The following is a 19,304-nucleotide window of genomic DNA, read 5'->3' as shown; positions in this document are numbered from 1 at the left end:
GCATACCTTTTTGGCGCTTCCCTTATCATGAATACTCATTTGAGCGCAAACATGCAGGTCAAGCGCTTGGGCCTCGCCTCTCGGTGGGGCCCTTCTGCATCCCCGTGCTGACCTGGTGCTGACCTCTCATCACCCGTGACCACCCCTGCGAACCTCGACCGTGCTGGTTTGGTGCTGACTTGGACAAGCCTTGATGGCTTGGGAAGCGTGTCGCCGAGCGGAGCGTCCACTATTGGGCCAGTGAACTCGCGCACCGTGGACTTCGTGCCCGATGACCACCGATCCGGCCACGGCCCGGGAGTGGCTGGAGGAGGACAGACGTCTCCGGGGTGGAGGGCCTGTTGTAGACACCCTTTGAAACTGACTGTTGACCGACGGATCGTCAGCCAGGCACCTCGTTCTTGGGGAGGACGAAGGGGAGGAACGCGAGCTTGATCTCGCGCGATGGGTCTCCAGACGCGTGCAGGATGAAGTCGTGTCTCTCCTCCGTGGCATTGCGGCCGTCACGCTTGTAGTTCGGGTGCTCCCTCACCTTAGTGACCGCTTTCCCGATGATCTCCGAGGGCGAGCCGGTGCGGATGAACAGCAGCAGCGCTGCCTTGGTGTCGCGCCAGACCAGGTAGCCGAGGAGCTGGTCGAGCGTGTCGGTGATGGTCTTGGGGCCCTTCCAGATCTTGCACTCGCCGATGAAGACGTGCTTGTCGCCTTCCCGAACCAGGATGTCCGTCTTGCCTTTTCCGTTGAAGACCTCGCCGGCAGCCCTGCCCTCGAACTGGGCGTTCAACCCGATGAGGAGGTTGTCCCGAATCTGCTCCTCGCCAAAGTGAGCGACCGTGGAGGGAGACCGTTCCATCTGGTTGCGCTGGCTCTTGAGCACCTCGAGGGCCGCCTCGTAGTGGGCGTCATCGAGAGCGGGCTCTGGTCGGAATGGGCCGGCAGCCGGTGAGGCGCTCACTGGGACGATCTTCTTCCGTACGATCGGGACGGCGTATGTGGCTGCGTCTGAGCGTCGGCGGATTGGGAACCCCAGAGACTCCTCGATGTCGCGGTTGGCCAGCACGGCGGCTTTACGAGCCCGAACTTCCCTGTTGGCCTTCTCGGCGACTGCCTCGTTGTAGGCGTCGATCTGTTCCTTCGCCCAACCCAGCCACTTCTCGATCTCCGTCAGGGAGGCCTCCAGGCTGCGCTTGATCTGTTCGCCTGGCAGGTTGGGCGGCCCTGTCCAGGAAAGCCACAGCTCTGGACCACGGATCTCCCCGAGGGGCGGGCTGTGTGTGAACCGATCCGGCCTGAAGCTGAAAATGTCCTTCAGGCCTGAGAAGGGGATCACGAAAGTCACGACTCTCTGTCGGATCTGGACCTCCTCTCCGAACTCACGAGCAGTGACGTTCTGCTCCTTGACTGGCTGAGCAGTGATTTCGTTCCGTTGCATACCGGTGTCTCGATGGTGAACTCGCGAAGGACCAGGTCGACGATGTCGGGCTCCGGCGTAGCCAGGAAGAGGTCCTCGTCCCATTTGGCGACGGCATCAGGAACTCGGTGCAGTTGGCTGTTGAGGCCACTGTGGAGGTCGCCAGCGCTGAACAGGCGCTTCGTGCTACTCATCCCATGAGTGTGAATGACGCGACTGACATTCGAAGCCCCTCAGGCATATCTCGTCCATCGTGCCCTGGGCGGTGTGTCTGACGCCGGTCGATGCGGGCGACGCTGGTGGAGGAGTCGGGCGAGCTGAAGCCGTGCGTCCCAGGAGCGGGGGTGAGACAGGGGCCCCAGGTAGGGAGCTCTCAGGCCCGGGCAGGTCCCGGCTGGGCGGAGTCCACGGTCCGGGTGGTTTCACGGTCTTCCATGGTGACGATGCCGATGATGGAGCCCGCGGCGTCGTTGACGGAGGCCAGGTGGGTGCCGGCGTCCAGCGGGGTGCCGGGGGCGACGGCGGTCACCGGGCGCGGGGAGCCGCGGGGGAAGGGCGCGTCGCGGTCGGTGGCAGCGAGGGCGTAAGTGCTCGCGAATGGCGCGTGAGGAGTACGCCTTGTCGGCCAGAACCGTGTCCGGCCTGGTCCGGGGCCGTCCGCGTGGGCGAGGGACGCGAAGTTGGGCCATCACGTCCGGAAAAGCGGGCGCATCGCCGGCCTGTCCGGCGGTGAGAACGAAGGCCAAGGGTCGGCAGTGGGCGTCGGACGCGAGATGGATCTTTGTGGTCAGTCCTCCGCGGGACCGACCGATGGCATGGTCGCGCGGCTCGCCGGCCGGGGCCCCTTTTTGCGGGCCCCGGCAGCGTGCTGGTGAGCGCGCACGATCGTCGAGTCCACCGATACGGCCCAGTTCAGGTCCTCGTCGGCATCGGCCTGGGCCATGAGCGCAATGAACACCCGCTCCCAGGTACCGTCCACAGCCCACATCCTCAGCCGGTTGTAGACGCCCCGCCAGTTGCCGTACCGCTCTGGCAGGTGCACCCACTGCGAGCCGGTCTGGAACTTGAACGCGATCGCGTCGATCACCTGTCGATGGTCACGCCACCGTCCACCCCGCTTTCGAGACCGGTCCGGAAGTAACGGCTCGATCCGCGCCCACTGCGCGTCAGTCAACGACACACCCAGACCAACGATCAGATGATCCGAACGCAACGGACCAGAGCCCGAAAACGCCAGCGGGGCTCCCCGCCCACAAGAACGGGAAGCCCCACCTGCTCGACGTGCCGGTCAACCGGCCATGGCCGCCACGACCAGCGCAACAGCCGCACCGCACAGCAGCACCGCAAGAGGCCATGCCAGTCGGCCGCGCCCGGTACGCCTGCGCCACAGCACCAGCCACAGCGCACACGCCGCCACGAACACGACCGTCACACCGCTCAGCTCGCCCTCCCGCCACGCCACCCGCACGGCGCCAGGGTTAGCAGCCCATACAAGGAGCGCAACGAGGACGCCGATAGTCAGCGCACACACCGCTTCCAGCAGCCTGCTCATACGGTGCCCTTCTCCGGCGTGTCCGTCAGGTCAGTGCGCGGGCGGAACGGACGGCTTGACCTCGACGTCTCCGTCTTGCGGCCCTCTGCGTCCGTGCTGATGGTACGAGAAGACCGCCACGATTTACCTGGCCGGACTCCACATCGCAGGCATCTTCCTGTGGTCAGCCCGATGATCCAAACGAAACGGCCTAGTAGTGCTTCGTTAGGTTCTGGGTCTCGTTCTGTTGCGGGGCAAGGAGCGGCCGCAGGTGGTCCAGGTGCCGGTCCAGCACTTGAGCAGGTCCTGGAGCGCGTCCAGGACTTGGTAGAGGGTCAGGCCGGCGTGTGTGCTTTTGGGTCGAGCCGCCGAAGGGTGAGGAAGGCCTGTGCGGCGGTGACGAGGGTGACGTGGTGGTGCCAGCCGCGCCAGGTCCGGCCTTCGAAGTGGTCCAGGCCCAGGCCGTGCTTGAGTTCGCGGTAGTCGTGTTCGATGCGCCAGCGCATCTTCGCCCACCGCACCAGGTCGGCGATCGGGGTGGTGGCGGGCAGGTTGGTCATCCAGTAGCCGGTCGGCCCGTCCGCTTCTGCGGGCTGTTCGACCAGCAGGGTTCGCATTGAGGTTCCCCCGGGATGCGGAGAGTGTTGACATCGGGTCAGATGGGACTCATGAGAGGACCAGTGGCCATGGCTGCACCCCGGAAATACTCGCTCGAGTTGCGTGAGCGTGCGGTACGGATGTATCGCACCGCGGAGCCGAAGCCCCAGATCAAGAAGCTGGCTGTCGACTTCGGCGTGCATCCCGAGGCCCTGCGCGGGTGGATCCGCCAGGCGGAGGCGGATGCCGGCGAACGCGATGACCGGCTCACCACCGACGAACGCGCCGAGCTCGCGGCCCTGCGCAAGGAGAATGTCCAGCTCAAGCGGGCCAACGACGTACTGCGGACGGCCTCGGCGTTTTTCGCGGCGCAACTCGACCCGACCCGGCCCAGGTGACGGCGCTCGTTGACGAGCACCCGTGCCTGGGAGTCGAGTGCGTACTTCGGGAACTGCACATCCCCTCCTCCACCTACTACCGCTGGCGCCGTGCAGAGGCCGAGCCGTGCGAGCGAAGGCGCCGTGACGTCGAGCTGACCGAGCGGATCAAAGAGATCCACGCGGATTCCGGCGGCAACTACGGCTCGCCGCGGGTACACGCCGTCCTCAAGCGTGAGGGTGTCCACGTGGGCCGCAAGCGGGTCGAGCGCCTGATGCGCGAGGCCGACATCGCGGGGGTCAGCCCACGGCGCAAGGGCTTCACGCGCCGGGACCCGAAGGCCACCCTGGCCCCGGACCTGGTCAACAGGGACTTCACCGCACCGGCTCCGAACCGGTTGTGGGTCACCGACCTCACCATGATCTCCACCGGTGAGGGGCCTCTGTGGCTCTCGGCGATCCGCGACGCCTTCTCCCGCCGGGTGGTCGCCTGGGAGACTTCCGCCCGCGCGGACGCCGACCTGGTGCTGACCACCCTGGAGTACGCCCTCGCGTCCCGCGAGGTCGAGCCCGGCCAGCTGATTCATCACGCGGACCACGGCTGTCAATACACGTCTATCAAGCTCACAACCCGGCTAATGAGAGCTGGAGTTGAAGCGTCCATGGGCTCGATCGGCGACTCATACGATAACGCTCTCGCGGAGAACCTCTGGATGCTCATCAAAACCGAGGGCCTCCGTGGCCGGACCTTCACCACCCGGGCTGAGGCGAACCTCGCGCTCTTCGAGTACATCGATGGCTTCTACAACTCCCGTCGCATCCAGGAACGGCTCGGCTTCCTCAGCCCGATCGAGTACGAAGAGAAGCACTACGCCAACCAGGCGACGGCCGAACCAGCGAACCTGAACACCCGTCAACCCCTCCTGACCAGCTAATCAGCAACTCCCGAACAACGGGGGAACCTCACATCGGCAGGACCCCGTTCCACTGGTTGCGTCCGCCGGCCTGTTCCTGGGCGGTGCGGCAGGCTTCCTTGCCTGACGGACGCACTTCCAGGACAGCGAAACGCGAGGTCATCGCACTCTTGCTGCCCTGGCGCCAGGTGACTTCCTGGAAACAGGTGTCGGCATCGATGAAGCTCGGCAGGGGCTGGGCCGCCTTGCGGTAGCGGGGCAGCGTGGGCGGCCCCAGCCCGCCGTAAGCAGGCTGGAACGGCTCGGCTGCGGCGGGCCGTGCGACCTCTTTGGGATCGACCGCCATCACGTAGGACCAGCCGCGTTCCTCCAGCGCGAGCCGGAAGGAGACGCTGCGGCCGTAGCCGGCATCGGCCACGATCACCGGCACCCGCGGCAACCAGGTGGCGAGGCGGTCGAGCAGGCCCAGGGCCAGACGGATCTTGGAGACATGCCCGATCTCGTCGGGCACCCCGGCCCTTTGCCGCCGCCCCTCGTCCGCCGCCCAGTCCTCGGGCAGGAACAACTCCCACTCCAACGGGCAGGACGCGAAGTCGGTTGCCGCGTGGACACTGACCGCGACCTGGCAGTTGGCCCTCTTGCCCAGCGCGCCGCAGTACTGCCGGGCCACTCCCGCCGATGCCGTCCCGCACTTGGGGAACGACACGTCGTCGACCACCCACACCTCGGGCCCAACAACTTCCGTCAGCCGTTCGGCGATCCGCCGCCGCACCGGCAGCGGATCCCACGGCGACTGATTCACGAACTGCTGCAGGGCCTGCATGTTCCCGTCCGGCAACCGCCCGGCCATCGGCTGGATCGACTTACGCCGCCCGTCCAGCATCAAACCTCGCAGATAACACCCGCCCCACCTGCGCTGATCCCGCCGCGGAAACGAAGCGAACACATCAGCAACGAACTCCGCCAACTCGCCGCGAAGTCGTTCCACCTCCCCAAGCCTCATAACCGGAAGATGCCCACCACCAGGCGAGATCACCCGACGTAACGAAGCACTACTAGGCGCCTTTGAACGTTGGCCCGGCCCTGTGCGGGAGCCGCCTCGCGCAGCGCGAGTGGCCGCCTGAGAGAGCCGGTGCGCATTGGGGTGCAAGCCCTGGCTGTGAAGCACCAAGACTTTGCGGTGGATTGCGAATCCGCAGGTGAGGGGCTCGCTTCATTCGGCCTCGGAGGCGTCTGCTGGCCGCAGGGATTGGTCGGAGGGGTGCTGATGAGACGGCTCTGCGTTTCCAGGGTGAGGAGCGCCTGACCAGGAGGTGCAATCCGGGCAAGGCATCCTGTGTCCGTGCAGATTCCTGAGCAGGTTCAACTTCCATGCGTGCCGGGGCGAATGGTCGTCTGCGGTGATGACGGCCTCGCCCGCCGGCTGGCCACTGAGCTCCGCGACGTGTACCAGGAGCGGGTGACGTTGGTGGTTCCGGTCGCTCGTGGTCCACAGCTGGTGGTGGGGCTCCAACGAAGCCGATTTTTGGGACTGTTCGGGCAGGCGTCGGCCAGTCCGTCGGGGGAGCTGCTGCCGGGCCAGGAAGTGCGGGTCGTGGAGGCGGCGGAGCCGGACGAGGAGGTTCTGGCTGCCGCGGGGGTGGCCGGGGCCATCGCGCTGGCGCTGGTGTACGAGGACGACGACGTGAACGTGCGGGCCGCCCTGGTGGCCCGGCGCCTCAATCCGAGGCTGCGGCTGGTGATCCGGCTCTACAACCGCAAGCTCGGCCAGCACCTGGAAGAGCTGCTCGACCAAGCGGCGATCGTTGCCGAACCTGGCATCGACCTGCGCGAGCTGGACTCCTCCACGACCGTGCTGTCGGACGCCGACACGGCCGCCCCCGCGCTCGCGGCCAGCGCGATATCCGGGACCAGCAAGGTGGTCCAGGCCGACGGGCTGTTGCTGCGCGCGGTGGAGCGTACGCCTCCGGGGCGCGGCGGGGTTGCCGATCCGGGGTTGTGCACGCTCGCTCTGCTGTCGGCGACGTCCAACGACCCGGCCGGCAGCGAAGGTGCCGAACTCAGCGGCGAACGAGGCCCGCAGCTGCTTCCTGACGACCGTGCGGTGGCGGCCGCGACCGGGCGGGGCATCGTGGCCCTGGAGGCAGTCACGCATGCGGGACCGGTGCGGGCGGCGTCGCGGCTGAGCGCGGCTTCGCTGCCGGTGTCCTCGCTTTTCTCGCGGCGGCTGCGGTGGTCGCTGGCCGGCATCGCGGCGGCCGTGGCCGCGCTCGCGGTGGCGTCCTGGCTGACCACGGGCGATCACCCGCTGCACGCCGCGTACATCACCCTGCTCGACATCTTCGCGATCAACGACCCGGCTGTGGGCGCCGCGACGCAGCAGCAGGTGCTCCAGATCTTGGCCGGATTCGCGCACCCTGCGCGCCGCCCACCCGGCCGCCCTCACTCGAAGCCGCAGCGTCACCCACCTCGCCGCCCCCGCCTTCGCCGGGGCCATGATGGGACGACAGATCCTCGGCGCCATACCGGTGGAGCGCCGGGTGCTGCTCTTCGCCGCCCTCGAGGTGGCCGGTCACCCGCAGCTGGAAGGCCGCACTATCGCGGAATCCTTCCGCCCCGGCGCCTGGCGGGTCATCGCCCTCGACACCGCGTCTGTGGAGGACCGCCGCCCGGATCTGGCGTCTGCCCCCGGCGAGGGGCCGGCCGAGCGGCCCGGACTGGTGTGGGAGCTGCATCCCGGCTACGTCCTGAAGGCCGAGGACCGTGTGGTGCTGGCCGCCACCCGCCGGGGGCTGGCCGAACTTCTCGGACGAAGCAGCACGCTCACCCCGGACTTCTGATGTGTTGAGGCGCGTGGCTCTCGGAGGGCCACTGCCGCAGCGCATCGGCTCGGCTGGTCCCTTGTCGACTTGTTGAGCGATGGCGAGGGCGGTTCGGCACGGGTATCGCTGCTTCCGCGGGTAGCCCCCATTCTGGCGGCCACCCTTGCGATGCGGATCTCGGACCGCCCTAGGTGTGTGCCACCTCGTGTGCGAGATCCATCACCGGTCCGGATCCCTCCTGCTTCCGCAGTCCGGCATCCGGGGCAGTGCCGGCCTCCCCCGTGATCTGATCCTGCCCATGCTGTGTGCGGTGGCGCATTGCCGGTGACCGGCAGCTATTGCGTCGCCTTAATGCCGATGGTGGCGCCCCGCTCAGCACGTGTCACCCTGATCCCTACGTCAAGGGCGCGTCAACAGGCGTGAGATCGGGGGAGCGACATGGCCGAGGCGGCAGCGCCAGCAGAGCACGTGGCGGGGTGCGCTGAGATTCTGCTCGACGCCTGCGCCACGGGGCGTCGGCTCACCCGCGACGAGTTGGAGTCCCGGAGGGCCCAGGGCGCGCGGGCTGCGGAGGCGGGACTGGCGCTGCGTGGCCTCATCCGGGACCATCTGGCGGCGGCGCGGGAGGTACATTCGCGGTTGCCGTCCGGGTCGGTGGGGCCGCTGCTGGCCGCCGTCGAACAGGCGGTGGACGCTTTCGCCGAGGGGTATGAGCGGGCGCAGCACCAGGCGGTGCGGCAGGAGGAGGCCGCGCGCCGGGAGTTCGTCGACGACCTGCTGTACGGGCGCAGTGACCTGGGCCGCCTGGCGGAGCGGGCCGAGCGGTTCGGGCTGCGGCTTTCGCAGGCCCACGCGGTAGCGGTGGCCCAGGGGCCGGAGCCATACGGCGACGGCTACCCCGTGGCCCGGGGGATCGAGGAGACCATCCTGGCCCGGTTCGGCAACCGGCAGATCCTTCTGACCACGAAGGACGGCAGGCTGATTTGCGTGGCTCCCGGTGACCAGCCGGACGTCCTGGCCTATTTCGCCAAGCAGGCGTACGCGGCCACGGACGGCGGACGCGTCGCGATAAGCCGGTCACACTCCGGGGCGGGAGGCGTCGTGCACGCATACGAGGAGGCGCTCAACGCTCTCGATCTCGCGGAGCGGATGGGTCTGGACGGGCCAGTGCTGCACTCCGCCGACCTGCTGGTCTACCCGGTCCTGACTCGGGACCGGCAGGCCATGGCCGACCTGGTGGAGAGCGTCCTCGGCCCACTGCGGAAGGCCCGGGGCGGCGCGCAGCCCCTTTTGGACACGCTCACCGCGTACTTCGACAGCGGCTGCGTGGCGACCGAGGCGGCGCGGCGGCTTTCGCTGAGCGTGCGCGCGCTCACCTACCGGTTGGAGCGCATCCACACCCTCACCGCCGCCGACCCGGCGGACCCCCACAACCGCTACACCCTGCAGACCGCAGTGATCGGCGCTCGTCTACTGGGCTGGCCGGATACGGTGGCGTGACAGTGGCCGTCGACTGAGGCGGCCATTCCCGGTCTTACGGTGGGCGAGGCATCCTGACGGCGCCGGGCCGTGCTGCACGCGGGCCTGGCCGCACGGGCTGGTACCCGTCATGACGGGCGCAAGGCGCGGAACGCCTCGTCGGCCAGGGTGGGCAGATCGAGGGCGCCATCGCTTTCGGCCCAGGCGGCGAGGGCCGTGGTCACGGCTCCGAGTGCGGCGGCCGCCACGACCCGGGTGGAGAGGTCGCTCTCGTCGGGGTTGCGTGACCTGAGGGCGTCGGCGAACAGCCGCTGCGTGGCGTACTGGTTGTCCCAGGTCCTGGCGCGCAGGGCCGGTGTCTCGAAGATGAGCTGGGTGCGGGCTAGCAGGGCGTCCTTGCCCGTGGCGTACACCGTCTCCAGGCCCTGGCCGAGGGCGTTGCAGAGGGCGGTGAGACTGTCCTCGTGCGGCGGTCGCTCCTCGATGAGCCGGGCGATCAGCGGGTCGTAGTCGTCGGACTCCACGACGGCTTCCTTGGTGGGGAAGTGCCGGAAGAACGTCATGTGGGAGACCCCGGACGCGGCCGAGATCTCCTCGACGGTGGTGTTCTGGTAGCCCTGGTCCAGGAACAGGCGCAGCGCCTGTTCCTGGATCGTCCGGCGGGTCTGCGCCTTCTTTCGTTCGCGCAGTCCGGGAGCCGGCGTGGGGGACGTACTCATGGACCTGCCGCCTCCGGGCGTTCTCGGTGCTCGCTCACTGCATTGTGCCGTTCCCGAGTATGCGTGCCAGTGTCCTGTCCAGGGCGACCGGCGACGTTCCGCGCCAGGCCAGGTGGGCGTCAGGCCGTACCAGCAGGCTGTGTTGTCGGCTTCCCGGCATGGTGAGCGCGGTCAGGCCGCCGACTCCGAGGTGCCGCAGGGCGACGGCCTCCTGGGCCGCGCGTAGCGCTCCGGGCATGAGCAGGACCCAGCCTGTGCGCAGTTCCTCGTACAGGCGGGTGGGCGTGCCGTCCTGGCGGATGCAGGCGAGGTCGGGTACGCGGTCGCCGGTGCGCGGGGCGGAGCTGGGGAGCTGGCGGCCGGCACCGAGCGGGCCTTTGCGGTAGGTGAGGGTCAGCTGTGAGGACTTCTCCCAGAGCCGGCGTTGGATGGCAGCCCGGTTGAGCAGGGGGACGAAGACGTGATCACGCAAGGCCCGCGCCCACGCGGTCTGTCCGAGGACCACGCCGGTCATGGCGGTCGTGGATGCGAGTACCTCGCGTGCGATGGGTTTGCGTTCGGCCTCGTAGGTGTCGAGCAGGCCGTCGGCGGACCGCCCTGCGGCGACCAGGGCAAGCTTCCAGGCCAGGTTCTCGGCATCGCCCAGGCCGGTGTTCATGCCCTGGCCGCCGAAGGGGCTGTGGATGTGCGCGGCGTCGCCGGCGAGCAGGATCCTGCCCTGGCGGTATGACGAGGCGAGGCGCCGGTGAATCCGGAACGTGGAGGTCCAGAGGACCTCGCGCACGGCGGTGCCGGGAATTCCGGCCTCGTGCAGGAGCAGCTCCGTCAGCGTCTCCATCGGGTCCGCGGCGGATCCGGCCGCTGCGGGCGCCATCAGGCGCCACACGTTGTCCCCTGGAAGCGGAAACGCCCCCAGCATCGTGTCTCCGCGCAGCCAGACCGCGACCGTGTCCCTGGGGATCGGCAGACGTGCCCTGACATCGGCCAGCAGGAAGCGTTCAACGACGGGCACACCGGGGAAAGCGATTCCGGCGGCCTTGCGTACGCGGCTGTGTGCGCCGTCGCACCCCACCAGCCAGTCAGCCGTCTGCTCCTCACCCTCGCCAAGGCGGAGGACGACCCGGTCCGAGTCCTGACGCACGTCCAGCAGCTCGCGGCCCCATTCGACTTCGACGCCGAATTCGGCCAGGCGGTCCCGGAGCCGGGCCTCGACCTCGGCCTGGGACATGAGCAGGCCGGGCCTGGTCACCAGTTTCGTGGGCTGTCCCACTGGGAGCCTGGCCAGGGGCCTGCCGTCGACGTGCGTGACGACGTGGGCGATGCGCACCGATCGCTCGGGTAGATCGCCGAGCGCCCCGAGGCGGTCGAGCACCTCTGCCCCCCGAGGCTGAAGGCCCAGGGCCCGCGAGGTCGCAGCTGGTCCAGGCGCCTTGTCCAGCACCCGGACGGAGACTCCCGCCGCGCCTAGTCCACAGGCCGTCGCCAGTCCGGTCGGCCCGGCACCGGCCACCACAACCGTCGTCGAGGGCATGGCAGCCACCTTTCGTTAGTCGCTAACGTAGGTTAGACACTAACGCTAACTAGCGTCACCCGCACCATCCTGCGGTCGGCGTCAATGTCGCGTAAAGACTGCCGGTGATCGGCAATGTGCGACGGGCTCCCGTCGGGGCAGGATGGGCCGAGGCCGGACGGGCCCACGCACCTGATGCCGGGTGCCGGAAGGGAGGGGGAGGCGTGGACGAGTTCATCAGGGCCGCTCTGGGCTTTCCCACCGTGCTGTTCACAGCCGCCCTGGTCGTGGTTCTCGGGTTCTGGCTGCTCGTGCTGTGCGGGGCCGCGGATCACGACGGTGTCGGTGCTGATTCCGGCAGCAGTGCTCTCGGCATCGGCGGTGTGCCCGTCACGGTGCCGGCCTCGCTGCTGATCGGCCTGGCCTGGTTCACGAGCCTTTCCGGCTCCGTGCTCCTTGCCCGTACGGGGTGGCCCGGCGCCCTGGTTCATTTCCTCGGCGCCGCCCTGCTGTTCGCCTCGGTCTTCCTGTCCTGGCGCGTCACCCGACACCTCGTACGGCCCCTGGCCAAGCTCTTTCCCGATGAACCCGGGCCGTCCCGGCTGGACTTCGTCGGTCTGACCTGCGTCATCCGCACGGGGCGGGTGGACGCGGGCTTCGGCCAGGCCGAGGTCGCGGCAGGGGACGGCGCCACTTCGCTCGTCCAGGTACGCCAGCACGGCAGCGACCCGCTCACGCTCGGCAGTACTGCGCTGCTCTATGCGTACGACGACGCAGGCGAGTTCTTCTGGGTCGCGCCCTTCGATGCGGCGCTCGACCCGCGCGGCTGATCCGCCGCTCTTCTCAGTCTTCCCGGGCTTCTCAGCTTCGACTTCTCACGTGGGGACTCCTCATGGATGCCATTTCTTTGGGCCTTGGCACGCTCGTCATCGTCGTTCTCTTCCTCGTGATCGCGGCTCTGCTCGTGGTGACCCGGTTGTTCCGCAAGGTCGAGCAGGGCAAGGCCCTGATCGTCTCCAAGATGCGGAAGGTCGATGTGACCTTCACCGGTCAGGTCGTGCTGCCCGTGCTGCACAAGGCCGAGATTATGGACATCTCGGTGAAGACCATCGAGATCTCCCGGACCGGCCGCGACGGTCTCATCTGCAAGGACAACATCCGCGCCGACATCCGCATCTCGTTCTTCGTGCGCGTCAACAAGACCGTCGAGGACGTCATCAAGGTCGCCCAGGCCATCGGCACCCAGCGGGCCTCGGACAAGGCGACCCTGCAGGAGCTGTTCAACGCGAAGTTCTCCGAGGCGCTCAAGACGGTCGGCAAGCAGCTCGACTTCACCGACCTCTACACGATGCGCAACGAACTGCGCGACCGGATCATCCACATCATCGGCACCGATCTGAACGGCTACAGCCTTGAGGACGCGGCGATCGACTACCTGGAGCAGACCCCGCTCTCCCAGCTGGACGCCGGCAACATCCTGGATGCCCAGGGCATCCGGAAGATCACCGAGCTGACGGCCATCGAGAGCGTGCGCACCAACGAGTTCCGCCAGCACGAGCAGAAGGAACTTACCCGCCAGAACGTCGACGCCCGCGAGGCGATCCTGGAGCTGGAGCGCCGGCAGGCCGACGCCGAGATCAAGCAGCGCCGCGAGATCGAGACGGTGCGGGCGCGGGAGGAAGCGGAAACCGCGCGAGTGGTGGAGGAGGAGCGGCTGCGCGCGCAGAGCGCCTTCCTCAAGACGGAGGAGCAGCTCGGTATCCAGCGCGAGAACCAGGCGCGCGAGGTGGCCGTCGCGCAGAAGAACCGCGAGCGGGTCATCGCCATCGAGAACGAGCGCATCGAGAAGGACCGTCTGCTGGAGGTCATCGCGCGGGAGCGGGAGACTCAGCTGAGTCGGATCGCCGCCGACAAGGAGGTCGAGACCGAGAAGCGGGACATCGCCGAGGTCGTGCGCGAGCGGATCGCGGTGGACCGTACCGTCGCCGAGCAGGAGGAGTCCATCAAGCGGCTCCGTACGGTGGAGGAGGCCGAGCGGACCCGGCAGGCGATCGTCATCGGCGCCGAGGCGGAAGCCCAGGAGAAGCTGGTCAAGGACATCAAGGCGGCGGAGGCCGCCGAACAGGCAGCCGTGCACCGGGCGGCCGAGGAACTCACGCTCGCCGAGGCCCGCAACAAGACCGCCGACCTCGACGCCCGCGCCAAGATCCGCCTCGCCGAAGGCATCCAGGCGGAGGCCGCCGCCGAAGGCCTGGCCGCCGTCGCCGTACGGGAGAAGGAAGCGGACGCGATCGAGAAGACCGGCCGGGCCGAGGCCGGAGCCACGACGGCGCGACTGAAGGCGGAGGCCGACGGCGCCCGCGAGATGGCACTCGCCGAGGCGACCGCCATCGGCGAGAAGCTGAAGGCGGAGGCCGAGGGCCTGACCGAGAAGGCGGCGGCCATGGCCGCGCTCGACGAGGCCTCACGCGGCCACGAGGAGTACCGGCTGCGGCTGGAGGCGGAGAAGGAGATTCGGCTCGCCGGGCTGGACATGCAGCGCCAGGTCGCAGAAGCCCAGGCAACCGTCCTGGCGACCGGGCTGGAAAGCGCCGACATCAGCATCATCGGCGGTGAGTCGGCGTTCTTCGACCGCATCGTCGGAGCGATGTCGATGGGCCGGGCCGTGGACGGGTTCATGGACAACTCCCAGACCGCCCAGACCCTGGCCGGGCCCTGGCTGGACGGCTCCGGCTCTTTCACGGAAGACCTCACGAAGGCACTGGGCTCGGTGTCCACGTCCGACGTGCAGCACCTGACCGTCTCGGCCCTGCTGATGAAGCTCATGCCGACCGGATCGGGGCAGCTGGACGAGCTGATGGCCAAGGCCCGGCAGCTGGGCCTGGCCGACACGCCGGTGACCGCACTCGCCGGCCTGAACGGCACCGCCAAGAGCTGACCGCCACGGGGGTGCGGTCACGTTCCGGAGCCGCCGCGGAGGGGGCGGCGGCTCCGGAACAGCACCACTTTGCTTACGAGGGAGCTGGAACACATGACCACGGCCACGGCCACGGCGATGGACGCCCGTACGTACGAGGTGCTGTCGTACGAGGTGCTGCGCGACCGGATGGCGGCGCAGGCCGGCGAGCTGGCCCGGCGCGCGGAGGTCCTCAACGCCGCTCGGATCGCCGAGTTCGGCGGAGCCGGGCTCACGCTTTCGGGCTCCGAGCGCATCCGCACCGAGCACAGCCGCGTACCCCGCGACATCGTCGCCATCGGGGACGTGCTGCTCTTCGGCTACAACGGCGCCACCCACCAGGGGCGCGAGATGTCCGTCGGGGACGTGCTCGCCCTGTACGACCGCGACCTGAGCTCGCTCCCCGAGGACGCGGTGCCCGGCCTCCTCGACGACCCCGGCTTCATCCGGGAGTTCGGGGCTCTGCACCGCTACTACCAAGGCGCACGCCTGCTCCAGCTCCGCCGCGTCGACGGCAAGCTGCTGGCTGTCTTCCAGACCGGAGAGCAGGCCGAGGACATCCGCGTCCTGCGCTGGTCCCTCACCCCGGCCGGCGAGGCACGGTTCCTGGACGCCCAGGGCGAACGCGACCACGTCTTCCCACCCGCTCACGACGTCGAGTGGCGGGAGACCACCCGGGACGACCACGTCCTGGGCCGCCACCCTCACACCTCCATCGGCGGGCGGCTCTTCGTCTCGACGGTCGGCGGCGCGCTCACCGTCAAGACCGTCGACGACACTGAGACCGTCGAGGGCATCCACCGCGAGCCGGTTGACGAGCCGCTGCAGTCCCTCGCCGACGCCGAGATCGCCTACGCGACCGTGGGCGCACTGATCCTGCTGCGGATCCACCCCTACAAGGAGGAGACCAGGCGTCACCTGGTCTTCAACACCGTCACGAACACCGTCGTCCGCCTCGACGGCATCGGCCAGTCCTGCCGCCGGCTGCCGGACGACGAGGGCATCGTCTTCCCCGGCGGCTACTGCCTCGCCTCGGGCACCGTGAGGACTTTCGACACGGACACGACGGACCTGGAATTCGAGAAGGCCGTGCGCGCTCCCAACGGCGAGGACGTCCTCTTCACCTTCCACGCCCGCGCAGAAGGACGCGGCCTGCTGCTCTCCTACAACCTCATCCGCAAGGAGGTCGCCGCCCCCATCTCCTGCCACGGCCACGCGCTGTTCGACGACGGCGCTCTCGTCGTCCTGCGCGCCGGCGCCGCGGAGCCCGCCCGTATGCACCCCGTGCAGATCTGGCACACCCCCTACACCTCCGACACCTACGCCTCCTCGTCCGGAAACGGCCCGCTCGCCCGCATCGGCAACGCCGACCTGGTGCGGGGCATCGCCGACTGCCTGTCCATCGCACGCCAAGCCACAGCGACCGAAGCCACGCCCTCCGGGGCGGTCTACGAGACGCTGCTCGCCGCCTGCGTCCGGGCCGCCGACCGGTTCCCCTGGCTCCGCGATGCCGAGACCGGGGACCTGCACGGCCCCCTCCAGGAGGTCCGGTCCACCACCGCGCACGTACTGGAGGAATTCGAGAGCGTCCAGGTCCTCACCCGGCAAGCTGCCAACGCCCTCGCCGAATCAGCTCAGTCGATCGCCCGGCTGATCCGCCGTATCCGCGGCGAGGCCCCGGCCACAGCCGAGGAGTGGATCGACCGCATTACCGAACTACGCCGGGCCCAGGGTCATTTGATCACCCTCAAGGAGATGCGGTACGCGGACACCGACGGCATCGAGGCCCTGGCCGCCAACGTGGAGGGCGACATCACCTCCACGGCCCGGCGTGCCGTTGCCTTCCTGCACCGCGAGGACGCCTTCACCGCCCACCATGCCGAGGCCGAACAACTCACGGCTGTTGCGGAGGGCATCACCACCGTCGCCGAGGCCGTCCCCGTCGATGAGCGGCTGGAGGAGCGGACCTTCGGCCTCCAGGCCCTCGTCGAGGTCGTCGCGGGCCTGGACATCGGTGACGCGACGGTACGCACCACCATCCTGGAGCGGGTCGTGGACGTCCTCGGGTCCGTGAACCGGGCCCGCGCCACGCTTGCCGCCCGCCGCCGAGAACTCCTCGACCGCGAAGGGCGGGCCGAGTTCGCTGCCGAGTTCGCACTCCTGGGCCAGGCCGTCACCGGCGCCCTGGCCGCCGCCGCCATGCCCGAGGACTGCGAGGCGCAGCTCGCCCGGCTGCTGTTGCAACTGGAGAACCTGGAGTCGCGCTTCGCCGAGCACGACGGATTCCTCGCCGAGATCACCGAGAAGCGGACCGAGATCCACGGCGCGTTCTCCTCGCGCCAGCAGACCCTCCGGGACGCCCGCGCCCGGCGCGCCGAAGCCCTCTCCGAGTCCGCGCGCCGGGTCCTGGAGACGGTCACCCGCCGGGCATCCGGGCTGGAGAGCCTCGACGAGATCAGCACCTACTTCGCCTCCGACCCGATGGCGGCCAAGGTCCGCCGCAGCGCCGACGAGCTGCGTCAGCTCGGCGATTCGGTCAGAGCGGAGGAACTGGAGGGCCGCCTGCTGGCTGCCCGCCAGGAGGCCGGACGTGCCCTGCGCGACCGCGGCGAGCTGTTCGCGGACGGCGGCGACACGATCCGCCTGGGCCGCCACCGCTTTGCCGTCACCCGCCAGGCCCCCGAGCTGACCCTCGTACCGCACCAGGACGGCCTGGCTTTCGCCCTGACCGGCACCGACTACCGCCGCCCGGTCACCGACCCCGAATTCGCTGCCACCCGGCCCTACTGGGGTCGGTCGCTGCCGTCGGAGTCACCCGAGGTATACCGGGGGGAGTACCTGGCCGCGCGGCTGCTGGCCGAACACGGTCCGGAAGCTCTCGCCGCAGCCGACCTGTCGGAACTCGTGCGGCAGGCCGCCGAAGCCGCGTACGACGAGGGCTACGAGCGGGGCGTCCACGACCACGACGCCACCGCGATCCTGGGTGTACTGATCCGGCTGCGCGACAGCGCCGGACTGCTGCGCTATCCGTCGGGCGAGCGCGCGGCGGCCACTCTGTTCTGGGCACACGGCACGACGGAAGGTTTCCGTGACACCTTCGCCCGTCGCGCGGTGTCCCTGGCCAGGGCCCGCGAGACTTTCGGGCTCACCACCGCCATCGACGGACTGCTGGCCGAACTCGCCTCCGAGGTCACCCGGCTCACTGACGGGAAAGCCGATGCCGGCCGTACCGCCGAGTACCTCTTCGAGGAGTTGGTTTCCGGCCCCGTCGGATTCGCGGTGTCTGCCTCGGCCCGCATCCTCCTCGAGAAGTTCCACCGCAGCCTAGGAGCATCGCCGTACGAGCAGGACCTGGCTGCTCTCCCCGACCTGGCCGTACGCCGGCACCTCGTCGAGGGCTGGCTCGCCTCCTACGCGGCGGCCTGCGGCGAGGACATCGACGCGGGCGACATCGCCGAGGCCGCGGCCGTCGAACTGTGCCCCTCCCTGGAGCGCTACGACGTCACCGGCGAGACCACGGCGACCGTCACCGGCCTGCTCGGCACCCATCCGCGGATCACCGGGCGCTCCCTGGACCTGCGGCTGGACGAATTCCTCTCCCGCACCACCGACTTCGCGGCCGAGGCCGTCCCGGGCTTCCGCACCTACCAGCAGCGCCGCAGCACCCTCCTCGCGTCGATGCGCACCCAGCTGCGCGTCGACGCGTACCGGCCCCGAGTTATGTCCTCCTTCGTCCGCAACCGCCTCGTCGACGAGGCCTACCTCCCCCTCATAGGCGACAACCTCGCCAAGCAACTGGGCGCGGCCGGGGACGCCAAGCGCACCGACAGCAGTGGCCTGCTCCTGCTCGTCTCACCGCCCGGATACGGCAAGACCACGCTCCTGGAGTACGTCGCCGAGCGACTCGGGCTTCTCCTGGTCAAGGTGGACGGACCGGCCCTCGGCCACGACACCACATCCCTCGACCCGGCCGAGGCCCCGGATGCCGCTGCCCGTCGCGAACTGCAGAAGATCGGCTTCGCGCTCGCGGCTGGCAACAACGTCCTGCTCTACCTGGACGACATCCAGCACACCTCGCCCGAGCTGCTCCAGAAGTTCATCCCGCTGTGCGACGCGATCCGCACCCTGAACGGGCACGACCTGCGAGGGAAGCGGTTCGCCGTCTGCATGGCCGGCAACCCGTACACCGAGTCGGGGCAGCGCTTCCGCATCCCCGACATGCTCGCGAACCGCGCAGACGTCTGGAACCTCGGGGACGTGCTGACCGGCAAGGAGGACGTCTTCGCCCTCAGCTTCGTCGAGAACGCCCTCACCTCCAACCCCGTCCTGGCCCCGCTCGCCGCCCGAGACCGCACCGACCTGGAGCTGCTCGCACGCCTCGCCGCCGACGACCCCACCGCCCGACCCGACCGGCTCACCCACCCCTACGCCCCCGCCGAATTGGACCGGATCCTCGCCGTCCTGCGCCACCTGCTCGCCGCCCGGCATACGGTCCTCGCGGTCAACGACGCCTACATCGCCTCCGCGGCCCAGACCGACGCGAGTCGCACCGAGCCGCCCTTCCAACTCCAGGGCTCCTACCGCAACATGAACAAGATCGCGGCTCGGATCTCCCCGGCAATGAACGACGCGGAACTGACCGCGCTGATCGACGACCACTACACATCGGAGGCCCAGACCCTCACCACCGGCGCCGAGGCCAACCTCCTCAAACTCGGGGCCCTCCGCGGCACCCTGGCCCCGCAACAGGCGGCCCGCTGGACCGAGATCACCACGTCCTACGTCCGTACCCAAGCCCTCGGCTGCACCGTGGACGACCCGCTGACCCGAGCGGTCGCCGCCCTCGGCCTGCTCGCCGACCGGATCGCCGCCGTGGAGAGCGCCATCACCCGCGCGACGGACCCCGACCACCGGCTGGACCTCCAGGGCGGGCGGCACGCGGCCCGGGATCACCACGGCCCACGACCGTGAACGCGGTTCCCCGAGAG

At 69.1% G+C, this 19,304-nt stretch carries 11 protein-coding genes and 4 pseudogenes; 7 read left to right on the top strand and 8 right to left on the bottom strand.

Annotated features, from left to right (window positions below):
- Positions 1 to 382 precede the first annotated feature (382 nt).
- From OG435_RS09175 to OG435_RS09160, 5 genes and pseudogenes are all read right to left on the bottom strand, one after another.
- Complete coding sequence (locus tag OG435_RS09175; RefSeq protein WP_266876335.1) at positions 383 to 1,432, bottom strand: hypothetical protein; 1,050 nt, start codon at positions 1,430 to 1,432, stop codon at positions 383 to 385.
- 352 nt (positions 1,433 to 1,784) lie between these two features.
- Positions 1,785 to 1,940 (bottom strand): hypothetical protein, encoded by a 156-nt coding sequence (locus OG435_RS50080; protein WP_323187957.1) that lies wholly within the window; start codon positions 1,938 to 1,940, stop codon positions 1,785 to 1,787.
- A pseudogene (locus OG435_RS09170) lies at positions 1,897 to 2,597 on the bottom strand (IS5 family transposase); the annotation flags it as partial. The gene OG435_RS50080 and the pseudogene OG435_RS09170, both read right to left, overlap by 44 nt.
- A gap of 102 nt (positions 2,598 to 2,699) precedes the next feature.
- Positions 2,700 to 2,963: a hypothetical protein gene (locus OG435_RS09165; RefSeq protein ID WP_266876334.1), complete on the bottom strand. Its 264-nt coding sequence runs from the start codon at positions 2,961 to 2,963 to the stop codon at positions 2,700 to 2,702.
- Positions 2,964 to 3,277: 314 nt separating this feature from the next.
- Positions 3,278 to 3,553, bottom strand: a pseudogene (locus OG435_RS09160) (transposase); the annotation flags it as partial.
- A 75-nt stretch (positions 3,554 to 3,628) separates the two neighbouring features.
- On the opposite strand from OG435_RS09160, the gene OG435_RS09155 reads away from it, so the two are divergent.
- Both OG435_RS09155 and OG435_RS09150 read left to right on the top strand, forming a co-directional pair.
- A complete protein-coding gene (locus OG435_RS09155; protein WP_266874686.1) occupies positions 3,629 to 3,937 on the top strand; it encodes a transposase in 309 nt (102 codons plus the stop codon).
- Positions 3,934 to 4,851 carry an IS3 family transposase gene (locus OG435_RS09150; protein ID WP_266874687.1) on the top strand — a complete coding sequence of 306 codons (918 nt, stop codon included), beginning with the start codon at positions 3,934 to 3,936 and terminating at the stop codon, positions 4,849 to 4,851. Before OG435_RS09155 ends, OG435_RS09150 begins: the two co-directional genes overlap by 4 nt.
- Before the next feature lie 34 nt (positions 4,852 to 4,885).
- Here the strand turns inward: OG435_RS09150 and OG435_RS09145 are convergent.
- A pseudogene (locus OG435_RS09145) lies at positions 4,886 to 5,833 on the bottom strand (IS701 family transposase); the annotation flags it as partial.
- A gap of 384 nt (positions 5,834 to 6,217) precedes the next feature.
- Between OG435_RS09145 and OG435_RS09140 the strand changes: the two are divergent.
- Positions 6,218 to 7,670: pseudogene (locus OG435_RS09140) on the top strand (NAD-binding protein).
- 420 nt (positions 7,671 to 8,090) lie between these two features.
- Entirely contained in the window at positions 8,091 to 9,152 is a 1,062-nt protein-coding gene (locus OG435_RS09135) for a PucR family transcriptional regulator (RefSeq protein ID WP_266876332.1), read from the top strand.
- A gap of 107 nt (positions 9,153 to 9,259) precedes the next feature.
- Here OG435_RS09135 and OG435_RS09130 read toward each other — a convergent pair whose 3' ends face one another.
- On the bottom strand, positions 9,260 to 9,850 hold the full coding sequence (locus OG435_RS09130) for a TetR family transcriptional regulator (protein WP_266876331.1): 591 nt from the start codon (positions 9,848 to 9,850) through the stop codon (positions 9,260 to 9,262).
- Positions 9,851 to 9,884: 34 nt separating this feature from the next.
- Positions 9,885 to 11,381: an FAD-dependent monooxygenase gene (locus OG435_RS09125; RefSeq protein WP_266876330.1), complete on the bottom strand. Its 1,497-nt coding sequence runs from the start codon at positions 11,379 to 11,381 to the stop codon at positions 9,885 to 9,887.
- A gap of 203 nt (positions 11,382 to 11,584) precedes the next feature.
- Here OG435_RS09125 and OG435_RS09120 point away from each other — a divergent pair, with 203 nt between their 5' ends.
- The 3 genes from OG435_RS09120 to OG435_RS09110 all read left to right on the top strand — a co-directional run bounded on the left by OG435_RS09120 (position 11,585) and on the right by OG435_RS09110 (position 19,287).
- Complete coding sequence (locus tag OG435_RS09120; protein WP_266876329.1) at positions 11,585 to 12,190, top strand: hypothetical protein; 606 nt, start codon at positions 11,585 to 11,587, stop codon at positions 12,188 to 12,190.
- Between the two features lie 62 nt (positions 12,191 to 12,252).
- Entirely contained in the window at positions 12,253 to 14,298 is a 2,046-nt protein-coding gene (locus tag OG435_RS09115; RefSeq protein ID WP_266876328.1) for a flotillin family protein, read from the top strand.
- A 93-nt stretch (positions 14,299 to 14,391) separates the two neighbouring features.
- Positions 14,392 to 19,287 carry a DNA repair ATPase gene (locus tag OG435_RS09110; RefSeq protein WP_266876327.1) on the top strand — a complete coding sequence of 1,632 codons (4,896 nt, stop codon included), beginning with the start codon at positions 14,392 to 14,394 and terminating at the stop codon, positions 19,285 to 19,287.
- The last annotated feature ends 17 nt before the right edge of the window (positions 19,288 to 19,304 follow it).

This window comes from Streptomyces sp. NBC_01264 (genome assembly GCF_026340675.1).
In the GTDB taxonomy this organism is placed as follows: domain Bacteria; phylum Actinomycetota; class Actinomycetes; order Streptomycetales; family Streptomycetaceae; genus Streptomyces.
The sequence above is the reverse complement of the archived record's forward strand: the minus strand, read 5'-3'. Positions and strand labels throughout refer to the sequence as shown.